This is a genomic window from Roseofilum sp., from assembly GCF_982964205.1.
Genome location: NZ_CEZBFX010000073.1, coordinates 1 through 18,888 on the forward strand (window position 1 = coordinate 1; position 18,888 = coordinate 18,888).

17 protein-coding genes and 1 pseudogene are annotated in these 18,888 nt (G+C 44.9%); 4 read left to right on the top strand and 14 right to left on the bottom strand.

All coding sequences use genetic code 11. The features are described from left to right. The 3 genes and pseudogenes from AC3A14_RS16575 to cobD all read left to right on the top strand — a co-directional run. A pseudogene (locus AC3A14_RS16575) lies at positions 1-1,016 on the top strand (hypothetical protein); the annotation flags it as partial. 251 nt (positions 1,017-1,267) lie between these two features. Next, positions 1,268-1,555 carry an HU family DNA-binding protein gene (locus AC3A14_RS16580; protein ID WP_318734077.1) on the top strand — a complete coding sequence of 96 codons (288 nt, stop codon included), beginning with the start codon at positions 1,268-1,270 and terminating at the stop codon, positions 1,553-1,555. A 25-nt stretch (positions 1,556-1,580) separates the two neighbouring features. Beyond that, entirely contained in the window at positions 1,581-2,633 is a 1,053-nt protein-coding gene (gene cobD, locus AC3A14_RS16585; protein ID WP_318734079.1) for a threonine-phosphate decarboxylase CobD, read from the top strand. Positions 2,634-2,697: 64 nt separating this feature from the next. On the opposite strand, the gene AC3A14_RS16590 is transcribed toward cobD, so the two are convergent. From AC3A14_RS16590 to AC3A14_RS16610, 5 genes are all read right to left on the bottom strand, one after another. Beyond that, positions 2,698-3,570, bottom strand: a complete 873-nt coding sequence (locus tag AC3A14_RS16590) for a metal ABC transporter permease (protein ID WP_318734081.1) — start codon at positions 3,568-3,570, stop codon at positions 2,698-2,700. Positions 3,571-3,769: 199 nt separating this feature from the next. Then, entirely contained in the window at positions 3,770-4,318 is a 549-nt protein-coding gene (locus AC3A14_RS16595; protein ID WP_318734102.1) for a PepSY-associated TM helix domain-containing protein, read from the bottom strand. A 577-nt stretch (positions 4,319-4,895) separates the two neighbouring features. Next, positions 4,896-5,678 carry a metal ABC transporter ATP-binding protein gene (locus AC3A14_RS16600; RefSeq protein ID WP_318734083.1) on the bottom strand — a complete coding sequence of 261 codons (783 nt, stop codon included), beginning with the start codon at positions 5,676-5,678 and terminating at the stop codon, positions 4,896-4,898. 81 nt (positions 5,679-5,759) lie between these two features. Then, positions 5,760-6,719, bottom strand: coding sequence for a metal ABC transporter substrate-binding protein (locus tag AC3A14_RS16605; protein ID WP_318734085.1), 960 nt, complete (start codon positions 6,717-6,719; stop codon positions 5,760-5,762). A gap of 136 nt (positions 6,720-6,855) precedes the next feature. Further along, positions 6,856-7,341: a carboxypeptidase-like regulatory domain-containing protein gene (locus AC3A14_RS16610; RefSeq protein WP_318734087.1), complete on the bottom strand. Its 486-nt coding sequence runs from the start codon at positions 7,339-7,341 to the stop codon at positions 6,856-6,858. Positions 7,342-7,679: 338 nt separating this feature from the next. On the opposite strand from AC3A14_RS16610, the gene psb34 reads away from it, so the two are divergent. Next, positions 7,680-7,874, top strand: coding sequence for a photosystem II assembly protein Psb34 (psb34, locus tag AC3A14_RS16615; RefSeq protein ID WP_318734089.1), 195 nt, complete (start codon positions 7,680-7,682; stop codon positions 7,872-7,874). A 68-nt stretch (positions 7,875-7,942) separates the two neighbouring features. On the opposite strand, the gene AC3A14_RS16620 is transcribed toward psb34, so the two are convergent. The 9 genes from AC3A14_RS16620 to AC3A14_RS16660 all read right to left on the bottom strand — a co-directional run bounded on the left by AC3A14_RS16620 (position 7,943) and on the right by AC3A14_RS16660 (position 18,668). Further along, positions 7,943-8,776 carry a metal ABC transporter permease gene (locus tag AC3A14_RS16620; RefSeq protein ID WP_318734091.1) on the bottom strand — a complete coding sequence of 278 codons (834 nt, stop codon included), beginning with the start codon at positions 8,774-8,776 and terminating at the stop codon, positions 7,943-7,945. A gap of 223 nt (positions 8,777-8,999) precedes the next feature. Beyond that, entirely contained in the window at positions 9,000-9,773 is a 774-nt protein-coding gene (locus tag AC3A14_RS16625; RefSeq protein ID WP_318734093.1) for a metal ABC transporter ATP-binding protein, read from the bottom strand. Between the two features lie 265 nt (positions 9,774-10,038). Next, complete coding sequence (locus tag AC3A14_RS16630; RefSeq protein ID WP_318736429.1) at positions 10,039-11,196, bottom strand: esterase-like activity of phytase family protein; 1,158 nt, start codon at positions 11,194-11,196, stop codon at positions 10,039-10,041. A 226-nt stretch (positions 11,197-11,422) separates the two neighbouring features. Beyond that, positions 11,423-13,189, bottom strand: a complete 1,767-nt coding sequence (locus AC3A14_RS16635; RefSeq protein WP_318698645.1) for a sodium:solute symporter family protein — start codon at positions 13,187-13,189, stop codon at positions 11,423-11,425. A gap of 181 nt (positions 13,190-13,370) precedes the next feature. Further along, positions 13,371-14,102, bottom strand: coding sequence for a pyruvate formate-lyase-activating protein (gene pflA / locus AC3A14_RS16640; RefSeq protein ID WP_318734097.1), 732 nt, complete (start codon positions 14,100-14,102; stop codon positions 13,371-13,373). Between the two features lie 101 nt (positions 14,103-14,203). Continuing rightward, complete coding sequence (pflB, locus tag AC3A14_RS16645; protein WP_318698647.1) at positions 14,204-16,492, bottom strand: formate C-acetyltransferase; 2,289 nt, start codon at positions 16,490-16,492, stop codon at positions 14,204-14,206. Positions 16,493-16,705: 213 nt separating this feature from the next. Next, positions 16,706-17,521, bottom strand: coding sequence for a YwiC-like family protein (locus AC3A14_RS16650; RefSeq protein WP_318734099.1), 816 nt, complete (start codon positions 17,519-17,521; stop codon positions 16,706-16,708). A 30-nt stretch (positions 17,522-17,551) separates the two neighbouring features. After that, complete coding sequence (locus AC3A14_RS16655) at positions 17,552-17,881, bottom strand: cupin domain-containing protein (RefSeq protein ID WP_318734100.1); 330 nt, start codon at positions 17,879-17,881, stop codon at positions 17,552-17,554. A gap of 10 nt (positions 17,882-17,891) precedes the next feature. Beyond that, the gene (locus AC3A14_RS16660) at positions 17,892-18,668 is read right to left on the bottom strand and encodes an SAM-dependent methyltransferase (RefSeq protein ID WP_318698652.1); all 777 of its coding nucleotides are present in this window, start codon (positions 18,666-18,668) and stop codon (positions 17,892-17,894) included. Positions 18,669-18,888 lie beyond the last annotated feature (220 nt).

Sequence of the window (18,888 nt, forward strand, 5' to 3'; positions counted from 1 at the left end):
GCAACCAACGACCCACCCCTCCCCAATTAGTCGGTGGAGAAGTGCTGACGGTTAGTAATGACAGTGGCATTGATGCCACCCAACCCGGAACAGTAATTGGGCAAATCCGATCCTCAGATAATTCCGGGATTCAATCCTATGAAATTTCCCGCGTTACTGGAGGTGCTTCTACCACTAACTTTAGTATCAGTAACAATGGGAATATTACCCTCAACAGCGCTCCGGGTGGCAATGGGCCGTTTGGCTTGGTAGTACGCTCGACGAATACCGGGGGCAGAGTATCAGAAGAAGCAACGATTAATGTCTATACCACTGTGGGCGCAGCCAGCAGCGATCCAATCCTTAGAAATAATCGGAATGACAGTTTTCCCGCAAGCGGCAATGTATCCGGTCAAGATACGATTATTGTCGCTCCCGGTAAATATGATGAAGCTAGCTTAAGTGTTACTCAGAATACCACCCTACGATTTACCATTCCTCCCGATCCTACAGGAGCAGGTGTTGCTCGATTAACTGCACCGGCAGTTCCTACTCCCATTACGGGGAGTTTGGTTGCCGGTACAACCCTATCGGAAAACTTCCGAGGGAATAGCTCTAGCGACTTGTTCTTTGGAGGACAGGGGGCCGATACCCTGAATGGAGTATCTGGGCAAGATTATTATGTGTATACTGCCCTGAATGAAGGAGGGGATGTTATTCAAGGCTTTGGCAATAGTAGTGTGATTTTGGTCAATGCTCAGACCTTTGGTGCAGGTCTAACAGCGGGACAATTGTCTCAAGGACAGTTATTCTTGTCTAATTCTGTCTTTAATCCGGCTAGCCCTCCGAGTGCTTATCAGAATGCTGCCAATGGTGACCAGTTGCGCTTTATTTACGATTCCCAAGGCAACTTGTTCTTTGATGCCAATGGCTCGGCGGCTGGCGGTATCGCCAATAATCAACCCCTAGCAGTTCTCAACGCTCCCGGTCGTCCCTCGGTGAGTAACTTTAGCAATACTAATATTTTTGTCTATTGACGCAATTGGGTAATGGGTAATAGGTAATAAGCAGATGAGGATCTTGCCGATCTCTTGATCTCCCCATCTGCCTATTCCCTAAAAATGGTATCACAGGATACTATTTCGGCATGATTTGTGAAGAAAATCCTGAAATCCATAGAAATTAAAGGTTTGGCCGATCCATATGGGGATGACAGAGATTAGAATAATCCAGTGAAACTCTGAAATAATGGGAGTTTCAGCAGTTTAACCTGAAAAGGAGATGCAAAATGAATAAAGGTGAATTGGTCGATAAGGTGTCTGAAAAGGCTTCAGTGACCAAAAAACAAGCGGATGCGGTGTTGAGTGCTGCCCTGGAAGCGATTATGGAAGCGGTGTCTGAAGGTGACAAAGTGACCTTGGTTGGCTTTGGGTCGTTTGAGTCGCGGGAGAGGAAAGCACGGGAAGGACGCAATCCTAAAACTGGAGAGAAAATGGAAATCCCAGCGACTAAAGTTCCTGCGTTTTCGGCGGGTAAGCTGTTTAAGGAAAGAGTAGCTCCTCCGAAAGACGAGTAAGTTTCCGATTTATTCCATTAAGTCAGTGTCTTTCCAACGTCCGGTTCATGGAGGAAATGTTGTTTGGGCAGCCTCAATTGCAGGCTGTTCACCCGATCGCCTTCTGGATTTTTCCGCTAGTATCAATCCGTTAGGCCCTCCACAATCGGCGATCGCCGCAATTACAACCCATTTGCATCGGATTACTCTGTACCCAGATCCCCAGTATTCCCAGCTACGGGAACATCTGGGGCGATTTCATCAACTGCCCCCAGAGTTCATTTGGCCGGGGAATGGGGCGGCAGAATTACTGACTTGGATTGCTCGTCAGTTTCAAGGGTGTGGCGGTGTGACGTTGCTCACTCCTGCATTTCGGGACTATGAACGAGCGCTTCAAGCTTTTGGAGTTCCCATTCAACCCTATCCCCTAAGTTGGTCTGGGTTAGCCTCTTCCCTTCCTAATTCTGCTAATCCTGGATCGGGCTTATTGCTGAATAATCCCCATAATCCGACGGGTAAATTATGGCGGCGTGAGGAGATTTTGCCGGTTTTGGATCGATTTAAGTTTGTGGTGATTGATGAGGCGTTCATGGACTTCCTAAACCCCTCAGAAGACCAAAGTTTAATCCCCCTGCTCCAAGATTATCCTCATCTGGTGATTGTGCGATCGCTCACTAAGTTTTATAGTTTACCCGGCCTGCGTCTGGGTTATGCGATCGCCCATCCAGCCTTAATTGCACAATGGCAAAACTGGCGCGATCCTTGGCCGGTGAATATCCTTGCGGAAGTAGCCGGAATTGCGGCGATCCAAGATTATGATTTTCAACGGCAAACTTGGGACTGGTTACCTCCCACTCGCGAGTATGTTTTTGAAAGGTTGCGATCTCTGCCGGGGTTCGATCCTTATCTAGGAGCTGCTAATTTTTTATTAGTCAAGGTCAATCAGTCGGTTAGGGCGCTACAAGAGCAGTTATTAAAAGAACACCAGATCCTGATCCGAGACTGTGCGAGTTTTCCTGAACTGGGCGATCGCTATTTCCGCATCGCCATCCGTTTGTCCTCTGATAATCAACGCTTACTTGATGCTCTGAGCAATTAACTCAAATCTTGATTAACTCATATCAATGAAGCAATCAATTAAAAAAAGAACCCTGAGCGCTGTATCATTCCAGTTTATTAACTCTGGACTGTTGGGCTAATATGCCGTATTTGGGAGCAAATACCATGGCTAGAATGAAGAAGAGGGTCAACAGCACCACGATCGCTCCTCCTGTGGAGATATCCAGATGATAACTGAAATAGGTTCCCAGGATGCACGATAGCACACTGCTAGTAATCGAGAGTCCCATCATCCGATCGAAGCGATCGGTCAGTAAATAGGCTATTGCTCCAGGAGTCACGAGCATAGCAATCACCAGAATAATACCCGCCGTTTGCAAAGCCGTAACAATGGTTAGAGCCAAAACGGACAACAAGGTATAATACATCAATTGAATATTCAACCCGATCGCCTTAGCATGATTGGGATCGAAACAGAACAGCAATAAATCCTTACGTCGCAACAGAATCACCAGTAACGTTATGGTTCCTGCAATCAGGGTTTGAATAATATCACTGTTAGAAATGCCCAACACATTGCCAAACAGGATATGAAACAAATCCACATTACTGGGAATTTTGGTAATTAACACAATTCCAAAGGCAAAAAAACCGGTAAAGACTACGCCAATTACCGCATCTTCTTTTAACCGAGTTTTCGATTGCACATACCCTATCGCCACCGTTGCGCCAAATCCAAACAAGAAGGCTCCCACTGCAAACGGAATATTCAGAGCATAGGCAACCACCACCCCAGGAACCACCGCATGGGAAACCGCATCTCCCATCAGCGACCAGCCTTTGAGGGTAATATAACAGGAGAGTACAGCACAAACTAAACCGACAAAGGCACTCACCCACAACGCTCGGACTAAAAATCCATATTCTAGGGGTTCAAGGAGCCAATCTAATAGAGCTGGAGAATAGGGAATTGTCAAGAATCAGCCTCAAAATTTGGGGACAGGGAGCGTAAACTTTGCATGGGTAAACGATTATCCAATACAATCACTTTACCGTCTTGGGCGAGCACGAGCGCCAAAAATGGCCATGATTTCATCTTGAAGCTGCCATGGTCAACAAATCGAATGGCAGTGTCAAGATGAAAGGGGTTAGTGCAGCACTATTTCAGATCCCATTTTATCCGGCCGGCGTGCGTTTTCGCGTCTTGCGTAGAGCCGGAATGGCCCACAGAATCAATCCGGTTACTGAAAGTATAATCGTCGTCATGCCCAGAATTGTTCCAGATGTTCTTCGCATTGACTCGTTGATAATTTCTCCTGTATGGACATGCTCAATCCAATCTGCCCATCGATAACTTTGGCTCAGAACCTCACCCGTTTGAGCGTCAAGTTGCACCTCTAGGGGGATATGCCCTTTTGCACGAACCTTGTACGTCCCTTTATTAAGCCGGATATCAATCCTGTTAATATCATCTGGCGTTTGAAATTCTGGCAAATTGAGTAACATCACCTTCTCAACTGCCTCAGACAGTGGCATCATTGTTTCTATACTGCCCTCTGTCCCCCTAGCAGTTGATGCTTGCATCCAGTCATAAGCACCTTTATAAGAGAGGAAAATGCCTGTTACTGCTAGCGAAATTAGAAAAATACACAGTGCAACTCCCAAGTACTTATGAATATTAAGGCTCCACTTCATCAGCTTTCTTTTGAATGATGACATACTCATCTCCTGTTCGTTATTCAGAGTGGTCAAATAGCTTTTTATCTATACTTTGCACGCCTACAGCCCCAATAAGAGTCAGTGAGCTAAATGGATGATCTTATTAAGACTATTTTGCATATGGATAAAAGAGCCTAGAGACAATTATCGATAGCTACAGTCGAGTTAGTGCCTATACTCCCTTTCACTAATCAGAATAAATCGCAACTAGAAGAGTAGAGTTAACTTTACTTAAATAGAGGTTAACTTAACTATTTCTTAATTATGTACTTAAATTTATAGTAAAAAAATATACTGTATTACCCAAGACTTGAGGGCTAATATGAAATTCTTAGATGTTTGCTACATGATGATTGATACCATTTCTCTATGATGATGCGCTTTAAAAAGGGGCCCCCAGCCCCTTGTCTCTCAGGGATCGATTAGTTGCAAGATTAAAGAGAAATGGTATGACACGGAGACGCGAAGATTGCTGTGTAGCACGAATAAATGAATTTGATATAACGACCAACCTCACTGGACACAGACAACCTTTGAACCTTGGCAGAATCTCGGAAAGTGACAAGTGACAAAAGAGGGATGGTCAAGAATCGACCTCGAAATTTGGGGACAGAGAGTGCAAACTTTGTACGGGTAAACCGCCAAACGTCATCGCTAGGTTCTCTTGGGTAAAGGTTTCTGCTGTGCTTCCAGATGCCAGAATCGTCTGATTAATTAAAATTGTGCGATCGCAGAATGTGGAAATCGAGGCTAAATCGTGGGTAGAGACCAGAATTGTGTATCCTTCATCGCGCAACTGCATCAGCAAATCAACGATTCGCTTCTCCGTTTTCACATCCACCCCGGTAAATGGTTCGTCCAATAAAATCACTTTACCGTCTTGAGAGAGCGATCGCGCCAAAAATGCCCGTTTCTTTTGTCCTCCTGAGAGTTCCCCAATTTGCCGATTCCGAAACTCTACCATTCCCACCCGCTCTAAACTTTCCATCACCAACCGCCGATCTTTCGCGCTCGGAATTCGCAACATATTCATATAGCCATAGCGTCCCATCATCACCACATCAAAGACGCTGACCGGAAAATTCCAATCCACCTCATCCGACTGGGGAACATACGCCATTAACTGCCGCTTTTGAGCTATTTTCACCGGCATTCCACCCACCCGAATTTGTCCTTGCTTAGGAGGTAAAAAGCCCATAATGGATTTAAATAACGTCGATTTTCCGCCCCCATTGGGCCCCACTAAGGCGGTAATCGTTCCGGGTTCCACTGTACAATTGGCATTATAAATGGCCAGCCGAGCATTACTGTAAGTAACACTCAGATTATTAACAGTTATATTGAGCGGTTCAGTCAAGGATGACATCGTTTTCTCCAGTGGGTAATTATGGAATTTTCAATGGATTGATTGAGGCTTGCTCTCCCACGTGAGAGAGAGGGAAGGCAACTATAACAATCCATTTGTAATCAGTTGCACATCATATTCGAGCAACTCTAAAAATGTGGGTACAGGCCCCTCTGCTGTAGACAAGGAATCAACATAAAGATTGCCGCCAAACGTTGCGCCTGTGGTTTCCGCCACTTGCTTTTGTCCTTTATCATTCACCGTCGTTTCACAAAAAATTGCGGGAATTTGCTTACTTTTGACTCGATCGATCGCCCCTTTAACTTGTTTGGGCGTAAACTGTTGCTCGGAATTAATCGGCCAGATATAAATTTCATTCATCCCGTAATCCCGCGCCAGATAAGAAAAAGCGCCTTCACAGGTAACTAAGTAACGTTGATTTTTGGGGACTTTTTCTATAGCTTCGCGCAGTTTTTGGTCAATGACTTTGAGCTTTTCACTATAAGCTGCTGCATTAGTATTATAGGTTTCGGCGTTGTCTGGATCGAGGGTAACAAACGCTTGGCGGATATTTTCCACGTAAATTAGGGCATTTTGGGGAGACATCCAAGCATGGGGATTGGGTTTGTCGATGTAGGGGCCTTCAGCAATGGGAATGGGTTCAATACCTTCAGTTAAGAGGACAGAGGGCACATTTTCCAGGTTGCCTAAAAATTGCTCAAACCACCGCTCTAGATTCATGCCGTTATATAAAATCAGGTCAGCGTTTTGTGCTTTGATGAGGTCGCTGGGGGTGGGTTCGTAACCGTGAATTTCTGCACCGATGCGGGTAATGGACTCGACTGTTAGCTGATCCCCGGCAACGTTTTGGGCAATATCAGCAAGAACGCTAAAGGTGGTGAGGATTTTCTTTTTATTTTCGGTTTCTCCAATGGTAGAGCTTGGATTTTCAGGAGTTGGCTCTAAGGTTGTATTGCTGTCTATACCTGCACAGCTTGTCAGACCTAGGGTGAGGACTAAACTAGCGATCGCCATTAAGGTGGATGGATAGGAGTAAGGCATGGAGAAATCAGCCCGGTTAATTTCATAATTGTTTCATCTTTCATATTTATATCATAATTGGCTCGGTGTGTATTTAAAAAAATTGTAGGGGCGAAAACTTTTTCGCCCCTACAGGAATCTTGGGATGGCGGTTGAATTAGCCTTTGAGCTGGCGACGCAAGATGCCGCCACCAATACCACCAACAAGAGTCACCCCTACAACCCCAGCGAGAATGTAACGATTGGCGATACGGTTACGGTTGTGGGTATGGTAAGGATGTCCCTCAAGATAGCTGATATTCTCTGATTCAATCCCTTCGCCACTCACGGGAACGATCAGATTATCCCAATGACCGCCTTCTCCAATTTCTACGGACCACTCACCGGGAATGGAGGGATCGGGTTGGAGGACAAATTCACCATTCTCATCTGTTGTGGTTTCGAGCCAAGGTGTGGTGGGGTCGTTGGGAGCGTAAACGACGACAGGGGCACCTTCAAAGGCTTCACCACTGCTAAACATCGATTGGATTTCTAGGCGATCGGACATAGACTGGTAATCTGTTTCTACGGAGTGGGCAAGGGCAACTTTGGGTAAGCTCACGATGCTCAGTAGCACGGCAGATAGGGTAAGGAAGGATTTCATTACGATACTCTCCTGTTGGTTCTGAGGATTTTAGTCAATCTTAAAAGCAAATCACTGGCATTGGGCACATAGATACTGCTTATTGCCCATAGACCAATTCTTCGTAACATGGCTCGGTTAATCAGGAGCTGATCTCCATTAAACATGGGGTAGGGTTGTGGAATGGGAGCGTCTTGAGCGCTGGAGGCGAAAAGCGAGCAAGATGTTTGCACAACTGGCTTTACCTCATTTTTTTCCGATCGCCCCTCTTTCTTTCCATCTTGTGATTAACATCACCCAAAATATTCTGTCAAGTCACAGAAATATTTCTTTACAATTTGTTATATTAGTTTACAACGATGAAAAACAAAGAGGTCAACCTGATGTACACAACGGTTAATCCTGAAGGACAGCTCAATAACTACGCTAACGAGCCTCAAATTTACTATGCAGACTTCCCCAGTCAAGAACAGCAGCAACGCTACATGCTCCAAGGGGCAATTTCTCTCCTCCTCACAACCGCTTTGATCCTCACTGGAATTGCTGTGAGCTAACTCTCTTCTCTCCTCTCTATACAAACGCTAGTCGAGCCGCTTAGTTAACTCCTAGGTGGCTTTTCTTTTTATGAGGCAATCGGTCTTAGGTTAGCAAAGCCGATCGCACTCAGGAAAAATCCCAATTGCACGATGACAATACTGGGGCCGGAGGGCAAGTCAAATAGAGCAGAGAGGACAATTCCGCATAAAGCGGCGATCGCTCCAATAACCGCAGATAAGATCGCATAGGTGGTGAAGTTCTGAGTCATTAAGCGAGCGGAACAGGCAGGAATGACAATAAAAGCGCTCACCAATAACACCCCGATCGCCTTGATCGCGACACCAACAACAAGGGAAAGCAGCACGACGAAGGCGGTACGATGGGTTTCTACCGATACACCACGGGCGATCGCCATCGGTTCATGAAGTGTCAACATCATCTGAGTGCGCAACGTTGAGGCAATAAATCCAATACAAACCAATAATAGGAGTGTGCTAATGATTAGATCGAAGGTTTGTAGAGCTAAAATATCCCCAAAAAGTAAGTGATTGATGCCTCCTTTGTATTCCCCGATCAGACTGAGGGTAATAATGGCAAAGGCTAAGGAGGAGGAATAAACAATATTGAGGACAGCATCTGTCCACAGTTGGGTGCGCTCTAGAAAGGTATTGACCACCAGGGCAAAGATCGCCGCAAAGGGAAGAATGACCCATGAAGGATTCAGACCTAATAATAGCCCTAAACTTAATCCCAAGAGAGTCGAGTGTCCCAGGGCATCACTAAAAAATGAGAGTTGCCGCAAAATCGTAAAACTGCCCAACAGTCCCCCCATTGTTCCCATTAATACGCCTCCCATCAGTGCCCGTTGCATAAAGGCAAATTGGAAGAGTTCTATCGCGCGTGAGATTTCGGTTTCCATTACATTCACAATTAAACAACGTTGTGGGGGTGGGTTCACAAAAAATCTACAAAACACATCAATAACTTTACTCAACCCGCCCTCATCCTCTAAGCCCTACCCATGTTCAATTTTTTAATTAATACAGCGCTTTGCTTGCGTTATGAAACACAAGCTTGAATTCTCTCTCTCCATGTACCACAACCCTATTCCCTATTCCCTTTCCCCAGCGCAAAGCTCTGTATTAGGATCGACAGGAATGATGATAACGAGTAAAGGCAGAACCGTAAGCGGCAATTAGATTTTCCGTACTGAGCGTGTTTTCTGGTGTCCCTTGACAGAGTAAGGTACGGTTTAGACAAAGGACGCGATCGCATTGTTTTTTTACCATATCCAAATCATGGGAAATCTGTAAAATTGCCCAATGATATTCTTGTTTCAGTTCTTCGAGGAGTTGATAAAATTCGGCTTCTCCTCGGATATCTAATCCCGCAGGGGCTTCATCTAAAATCAGTAATTTTCGAGGTCTAGCCAGACAATAAGCGAGTAAGATGCGCTTAGTTTCTCCACCGGAAAGTTGACTAATGGGTTTGTGTTTTAAATGCCAGGCATCCACCCGCGAGAGCGCTTCTCGGACGGCTTTACGGCGTTCTCGATAGCCTGACCAGGGCAACTGAAAACCGAGCCGATCCCAACCTAAGCCGACCAGTTCGGCTACTGTCATGGGCAGACGGCGATCGAAGAGAAAGTTTTGCGGTAAATAGGCGATTTGTTGACGAATTTGCGCCGGCAGTTTACCTTGAGGATTCATCGGTTTTCCTAATAGGGAAATATGACCTGATTTTCGAGGTAAGATGCCTAAAATGGCTTGAATTAGGGTGCTTTTCCCTGCTCCATTGGGTCCGATGAGGGCGGTATCTGTACCCGTAGATAAAGTAAAGGATACGTCATGCACGACCCCTGGTGTGCGATCGCGATCGATGATTAAGCCTTCAACTTCCAATACTATTTCGGTCAAGCTCGATCTCCTGGTTTCTTAAGGTTCTCTAGGCTTTTCCTTGATTAGTAGATTTTTGGACTAGGAGAGCCTGTGTAGAATGATTATCATTTTAGAGTATCGCGGGAGAAAAAACAAGGCGATCGAGAGGATATAGCGTTAGGCAATAGGTAATATCAAATCCTTAGATATGTGCTACAGATGGTTGACACTCCCGACACGGAGAAACGGGGACACGGGGATTGATATGTAGCGTGATTTTTAGGATTTGATATAATAGGCAGTTTCACCCTTCTCTTGAGGAGTCCATAGTCAAGAGACGAAATAACAGAAACTGCGTTTTCTGATAGGCATTAAAATTATCATCACTGACTAAAATTAAGCTGGGACTGCCATCGGCAAAATGGGGGCCAAATGTCATCCCTTCGAGGTTATCCAAGGTAATGCCCAACTGAGCTAAATCTAAAACCAATTGTTTACGAATAGGTTTCAACTCTCCTAAATTGCCTTGAAGAGAGGATACATTAGAAATATCGCTGGCCGATCCGGTCACTGCTTGGAATAGTTTGGCTGTAACTACAGAGCCATTAAAAGAGCGCTCTAGGGTGAGAAAATGTCCGGGTTCATCTAAGGCTAAAATTTCTGTTAATCCTTGGGAGAGAATATCTGGTTCAGGTGTATCAAGTTCATAGAAATGTTCAGAAACTAACAGGGGTGGCCCTTCGCTGAGGAGATAATGCATCCACCGTGTTCTAGTCTTCACTAATTCTTTGACTTCTGGATCTCGATCTTGGATTAAGGCGGCTTCTGTAGCAACAAATACGCGTAAAGGTTCACCAGTTGTGGGAACGAGGCCGATGGGGTTGGTGGTTAAGGACTCAAACCCTAGGTTATTTTGTACTCCTTTTTGTTCTTCTTTTCCTGAAGTATCAGGGATATAGCGTTGAGGAATGGGGAGCTGATTGAGCCATTGTCCTGTTTGCCGGTCATATTCAGCGATCGCCGGGGGGATCTGTTGGTTTGCAACCCCTTCACTGGCAATGAGTAGGGTTCGGTTGGGAGTGAGAGCTAACCCTTCTGGATCGAGGCTACCTTCCGCGTATGGCGTACCTTCCGGGGTTTTTAAGGCAGTAACGGTTTCTACATCAATTTCAAAGGGGTCAAGACTCAGATTCAAGGTATAAAAGCGAGCGGGGCCGTGGAAACTGCGGTCATCCGAAAGAGCATAGAGGCGATCGCGTTGGCGATCGTAGGCGATCGCTGATAACCCACCCACGGTGGTTTCCTGAAACTCCTGTTTGGGTAGGGTGACTTCTCCAACCCATTCCAAAGACAAGGGCAAAAAGAGCCGATCTTGGGCGCTCACTTGCGGTAGGCTACAACCCGTCAGCAATCCAAGCAGACAGAAACCGAAGACAAAAAGGGGAACTAAGAAGCGTTTCATTCGGGCAAAACTCATATAGCACTTTGCGCTAGGGAATAGGGAATGGGGAATGGGGAATAGGATTGTGGTATATGGCTTTGGGAATTCAACAGCTTACTCTACAAAAGCACAAAGTGCTGTATCAATTAACCATTATAGCGATCCTTTTTTCTATAGCAGTCAATCAGTTGCTGAGGACGGTTAGGTTATTGTTTATAGTAAAGTGTCCTAACTCTCCCTTCCCCTGCTATAACTCATCTTCTAACCCTGGTCGAGCCATGGGAGCAACCCTTACTTTACTCACATAGCGCAACATCATCGCCCCAGCAACCGCTACAATTAAGCTCATCCAACCGACTCCCTGATTCAAAAGTAAAAAGCCGCCTACAGCGAACATCGCACCAAATAAGAGCAATGTGGCTGCACTGATTTTGAGTAAATCTTGGGGTAAGCTTTGTGCCGGTTTCAAGCCCGTGCGCGATCGCTGCCGTCGCCATCCAGGACCGCCAGGGCGCACTAACCGATAGAATTCATCCAAGGTTTGATCTGATTCTGGTGCCGTTAACAACATGGCAGCTATCCAGCAAATTCCACTAATCCCAGCCGTCACCAGTAATCGCAAGCCAAAATCTTTAATGGTTAATAGAGGTACAACACTGGTGGTTAATCCGATGATAAATCCACCGACCATCGAGGCTAATTCCGCTGCGGCATTAATGCGCCACCAAAACCAGCGTAGAATCAAGACTAATCCGGGCCCTGTACCGATCGCAATCACCAATCGAAATACGGTGGCTACATCTTGGGCATAGAACGCGGCGATCGCCCCTAAAACGGTTACCATAACCGAAGACATACGACCGACTAAGACTAACTCCGACTGGGTAGAGTCAGGACGGAAAAAGCGTAAATATAAATCATTGGTTAAATAGGATGCGCCCCAGTTAATGGAGGTTGAAACCGTACTCATAAACGCTGCCAGCAAGGAAGCCACCACTAATCCCAACATCGCTGGAGGCAAGAAATCGAGCATTAATTTTGGATAGCCCAGCTCCGGATCTTCCAAATTGGGATAAACCACTAGAGCCACCAGAGCAACTAAAATCCAAGGCCAAGTCCGCACCCCATAATGCAGAATATTGAAAAACCAGGCCGCTTTTTCCGCTTCTGCTTCATTTTTTGAGGCTAATAATCGTTGGATAAATTCGCCACCCCCGTCACTACGACGAAACGCCCACCACTGAATCAACAAATACGCTCCAAACGTACTTAAGCTGAGACTGGCGGTTTCCGTATTCAGAGGAAAAAAGGCTAAGATATCCGTATCTGTGCGCTCTTGCACGAGGGGAATTAACTCGTGAATGCCGCCCACATGACTCACTGCGATCGCGGCAACGGCGATCGCCCCAAATAACCCGAGAAAAAACTGGAAAAAATCCGTCGCCACCACCCCCCAAAGTCCAGAAATTCCGGCATAGAATAGGACAAATAAACTCACCCCTACCACACTCCAGAGTTTAAGGTTCTCTGCCGGTTCTATGCCCAAACTTTGCCATAATTCCAGGGCATCAATCACTTTCACCATCGCCAACATCGCGTAGCCAATGCCGATACAATTAATCGGAACTGCAAACAAAAAAGCCTTCACTGCTCGTAGAATGGCTGCCATCGATCCCCCATAGCGAATTTCCGTTAACTGGGCATCCGTAACCACTCCCGATCTGCGCCACATCCGGGCAAAGATATAAATCATCACCACATGAGCCATACCAAAGCTCCACCATTCCCAGTTTCCCGCAACCCCTCGACTGGCAACCACTCCAGCAATGTAGAGGGGAGTATCAATAGAAAAAGTAGTCGCTGCCATACTGGTTCCGGAGAGCCACCAAGGGAGCGATCGCCCCGATACAAAAAACGCCTCCAGTCCCTCCGAGGCTTTTCCTGATAGATATAACCCTAATCCTAACGTTAAGAGCAAATACAACAGAACAATCAACCAATCAATGGCAGCCATACCCTTCCTATAACATCGGCGCTCTTATCTTACGGCTAATTCTGCGCGATCGCCCCTTGAGTTTTGGGCATAATTGCTAGGATCGCTATTTTATCGGCTCATTTAGGGTATCCCTTATGTCTCTAGGGGAGAACTAGGAGGCAATTTGCACCCAACCCAGACTGAAAAATATAGGTAACGATTATTGAACGACTAGGTTATGACGTTTGAAAATACCAATCGTTTGTTCTAATAATTCCTGGGAAGGAGGTTCAGTGTTCTTGAGTTGATAATCATAGCCGAGTTGTTGCCATTTGTATTCTCCCATTTTATGGAAGGGTAAAATTTCAACTTTTTCTACATTCTCAAAAAGAGCCACAAATTCAGCTAGTCCTTTAACATTATTAAAAGCATCTGTCAACCCAGGGACTAACACAAATCTGATCCATGTTGGCTTCTGAATTTCGTTGAGATATCGAGCAAAATCAAGCGTTGGCTCAATAGAAACATGGGTTACTTTTTTGTAAATTTGAGGATCGAAAGATTTGATATCTAATAAGACTAAATCCGTATAGTCTAAAACCGGTTTAGCCATCTCTACATTGATGTACCCGGATGTATCTAAAGCAGTATGAACTCCAATCTGGCGACATCTTTGAAAAATTTCTTTAACAAACTCAGGTTGCATCAAAGGCTCACCTCCAGTCACCGTTACACCGCCACCAGAAAATTGAAAGTAAGACCGATATTTCTCAATTTCTACCATCAATTCATCAACAGATATTGCTTCTCCATCTTCAATACAACGAGAATCAGGATTATGGCAGTATAAACACCGTAAGGGACAACCTTTTGTAAAAATCACAAATCGAATTCCAGGACCATCGACTGTCCCACAAGTCTCTATTGAATGAATAATACCTGTCGATCCCATATAATTAGTGATGATAAAGTTGACCGCTTAAGCTTAATGCATACAATGATCCCCATCCTTATTATTAGCATAGGATGGGGATTGGCGATTGCAGCTTAAGTTTACAGTTGACTGTGGAATGTGCGGTTAATCACATCCAATTGTTGTTCGCGGCTTAGTTTAATGAAATTGACGGCATAACCAGATACTCGAATCGTCAACTGAGGATATTCTTCAGGATGGTTCATTGCATCGACTAAGGTGTCTCGATTGAGAACGTTAACATTGATATGATGCCCCGTGTCGTGGAAATAACCATCTAGCATTCCGACCAAATTATTGACTTTCCCATCGTCAGTTGTCCCTAAGGCTTGAGGCACAATTGAAAAAGTGTATGAAATCCCATCTTGAGCATGTTCATAGGGTAATTTGGCAATGGAAGCCATAGAAGCAATCGCCCCTTTAGTATCTTGTCCATGCATCGGATTGGCTCCAGGAGCAAAGGGTTCTCCTGCCTTTCGTCCATCCGGTGTACTGCCCGTCTTTTTACCATAAACCACGTTGGAGGTAATGGTGAGAATGGATTGGGTAGGTGTTGCCTGACGATAGGTTTTGTTTCTACGGATTTTATCCATGAAGGTCGTTAAAATACCAGAGGTAATCTGGTCAACCCGTTCGTCATTATTGCCAAATTTTGGATAATCCCCAGTCACTTCGTAGTCAATGGCTAACCCTTCTTCATTACGCAGGACTTTCACCGTCCCATATTTAATCGCTGCCAAGGCATCTCCAACTACGGATAAACCCGCCATCCCACAAGCCATTGTCCGATAAACATCGCGATCGTGCAATGCCATTTCTAGGGTTTCGTAGCAGTATTTATCATGCATATAGTGAATGACATTGAGGCTGTTAACATACAGTTTGGCTAACCAGTCCATCAAAAGGTCAAACTTAGCGGTGACTTCTTCGTAGTCTAGATATTCACCAGTAATGGCAGCATAAGGAGGGGCGATTTGCTCGCCTGTTTTTTCATCCTTACCCCCGTTAATGGCATACAGTAATGCTTTGGCGAGGTTAACTCTCGCGCCGAAAAACTGCATTTGTTTGCCAATTTTCATCGCCGAGACACAGCAAGCAATACCATAATCATCGCCAAACTCTGGACGCATCAAGTCATCATTTTCATACTGGATGGAACTGGTATCGATGGAAACCTTGGAACAATATTGTTTGAACGCGATCGGCAATTTTTCCGACCACAAAATTGTTAAATTTGGCTCAGGTGCAGGGCCTAAATTGTAGAGGGTATGCAAGAAACGGAAACTATTTTTAGTGACTAGGGGACGGCTATCAACTCCCATTCCTCCAATAACTTCTGTCACCCAAACCGGATCGGCTGCAAATAATTGGTTATATTCAGGAGTGCGTAAGAAGCGTACCATCCGCAGCTTCATCACAAATTGATCGATTAATTCTTGAACTTGAGCTTCAGAGATTTCTCCTGATTTCAAATCCCGTTCAATGTAAATATCGAGGAAATTGGAAACACGCCCCAAGGACATCGCTGCACCATTTTGCTCTTTAACCGCAGCTAAGTATCCAAAATAAGTCCATTGTATGGCCTGTTGAGCATTGGCGGCTGGATTTCCCAAATCAAAACCATAACTTGCCCCCATGATTTTCAATTTTTTAAGGGCTTTGATTTGTTCAGAGATTTCTTCTCGTAAACGAATCACTTCCTCGTCCATGACATCATATTCTAAGGAAGATAACTGTTGCTGTTTATCTTCGATTAGAAAATCAACACCATAGAGGGCAACACGGCGATAATCTCCAATGATACGTCCCCGTCCATAGGAATCAGGTAAACCGGTGATAATTCCTGAGTGGCGAGCCTTCCGCATTTGGCGGGTATAAGCATCGAAAACACCGTCATTATGGGTTTTACGATATTGAGTAAAAACGTCATGAGTTTCAGGATCTATGGTGTAACCATAGGCTTCTAAAGATTTCTCAACGACTCGAATTCCCCCAAAAGGCATGATGGCTCGTTTGAGGGGTTTATCGGTTTGCAGTCCGACAATTTTTTCTAGGTCTTGATTGATGTAACCTGCACCATAGGCAATAATGCCAGAAGGAATTTTGGTTTCTGCATCCAAAACGCCTTTTTCGCGCTCCTGTTTCATCAATTCTTTAACTTCAGCCCAAAGTTGGTCTGTTGACTGACTTATGTTTTCCAGAAAAGATTCATCTCCCTCATAGGAGGTGTAATTTTTTTGGATAAAGTCTCTGACGTTAACTTCTTGCGCCCATGTTCCTCGTTTAAATCCTTGCCATGCTTGGTCTTGCGATGTTACTTGGCTTTGTAATTTAGATCGAGTTTGTTGAATGTCAATGTTGCTAACCATTTTTTTTGAGTGTTTTTGACTTTTTTTACACTCACCTCCTTCTTCTCTTATTTGTAGCACATTTTTTTATTATGCTCCTAAGGATGTATGAATTTTCATGATTTTTTAATATCTTTTTTCTACATTAAAATTTGTTCATCCCGATCGGTTTATCTTGAAAAAACAAGATAAACTGACGAGCTAGAGATAGGAATTAATGAGTCTCTGGCTAAGTTAGATGGACAGGAATTGGGAGATCGCGACTACGGACAGAAACAACAGACTAAAGCTCGTTTCTAGCTTGGCAACGTTGTAGATGGGAGTGGTACAATACCAATTTTTTTTCCAAAGAATTAAGGCGATTTTGAGTAGGGCAATTCCAAAACTCAGGGCAGAGATCGCCGAGAGCCAGCCCAAAAACCAAAGTTCGGTAATGATAGCAGTTGCAATGAGATGATAGAGAACAGGTGGAATGAGCGATGAGGTTTTGGATTTGCGCAGTTTGACGGTAAAAATAGCACTGCTAAAAAATAGCGTGTTGAGTAGCCATAGACCGATGATAGACGTTGTCCAGGTTCCCGTTGTAGCGATGTAAGCCAATGGAGCAGCCAGACAAACTGCGGCGAAAGTGATGAACTCATTAACATAGGTTTTTTGCTGACGATTTAAAACTGAAAGAGTATCGATCGCCAAGGTAACGATCGCTCCTAGATAAATCCATCGCAATAGGGGCGCTTGTAGATATAAGTAACCGCCAGTTATTAAGGCTATGCCTGCATAAATACTACTCCAAAGCAGAAATCGAGGTTTCCAACTGTGGCGCTGTTTGATTTGTAAGGTAAGGGGATGTTCGGCTTGGAACCCGGCAAAAGCACACACTAGAGCTAGAGTTGTGGAGAGAGTCCAGTGTTGAGAAGCCGCAACTCCCGTCAAAAATGAAATCACCAGCATGACATAGATACCATGATGGGGCGATAGAGTGGGGCGATACCAAAGGCGAGGTAAAGAGGTTACTGATTCTGGAACGACATTGGATTGAGAGGATGCCACAATATTAGAATCTCCTGTGTAAAGCTTGTCTTAGGCTGATAAGGTTAGCAAAAAGGCCAAGTTCGTCTGAGCCTTGAGAGAGTGAGGAGCATGGGCAGGCATGACGACGAAGACTCCGGTTTCCAGTTCAATCTCCTCGCCCTCTAGCGTCAAAGTTCCTTTTCCTTCCAATACGCTGATGGTGGCATTGCGAACAGCAGTATGTTCGGAAATTCCCGTATTTGTTGCTAGACAAAACAGGGTGTATTTACAGCAATCATCTTGGAGTACAACTTTGCTTAATATCCCTGCTTCGGGGTATTCAATAACATCAGGTAATTTTAGGTATGAGGAGGCAATGTTGAGTAGAGTGGTTGTCATGGGTTTTCCTCTAGGGGCGTTGAGCGCACAAAACGATGTATCCTAAATCATCTTTATATTCTTGGAAGACTTGCCGCATCTGCAAGATTCGCGATCGCAGTTGGGGATCGATCGACATATTCCAGGTAATTTTCATCGTGCCGAGCCAGCCTTCATCATGGAGCATTTGTTTGGGATTGAGCAAACCCATGGCACCAGTTTGATGAAACTGCACTTGTAGTCCTGCACTTTCACAGGCTTGAACCCACTCAATTTGGGTGAGTGGGTTGGCATTGACGCGAATCGCGGAAGATAATGCCTGACGAATTTCGCTGTTTTGACTGCATACGAGCAGTTCGTGGGATAGAAAGCGTCCACCAGGACGTAGGCGATTTCGCACTCCTCTGAGAATTTTGGCTTTAGCCGATGGAGATTGCATAGTCAAAATGGCTTCGGCTAGCACAAAATCAAATTCACCTGGAACCCGATCTAAGTTGAAAATATCGCCTTCTATGACGCTCACTCGATCCTTAGCTCCAGCAGCAACAATGTTAGCTTGGGCTGTTGCCACACTGTCAGTATTTCTTTCAATCCCGATGACCTTAACTGGGTGCTTTTTAGCTAAGGCGATCGCGCTATGCCCAAAACTAGCGGCTAACTCCAGTACGCTATCGCCTGGCTGAAAATTAGCCGCTGCCAACAACCTATCCGTTGCAGCTCGTCCACCAGGACGTAGAAGCTTTTTTCCTGCCTTTGCTAACACCTGATGTCCAGGAGCTGTTTTTAAGTTCAGTACTTTTTGCGACATAATTTAGGGGTGGGGTGAATTTAATGCAAATTTTTATCAATAGATTACAATCTAATTGTAGTACAAAAGCTTGAGGTATCGGGTTTAGCTTTATATTTTTTTAATCAATCTCTGCTTCACCCTGGGCTGAGTTAGGGACGTTTGTCCCATTTTCCCTGTAATCCATACAGAGATTGCCTTTCGACTCTTCTTCACTGGGATGAATTCTAGTTTCTAACAC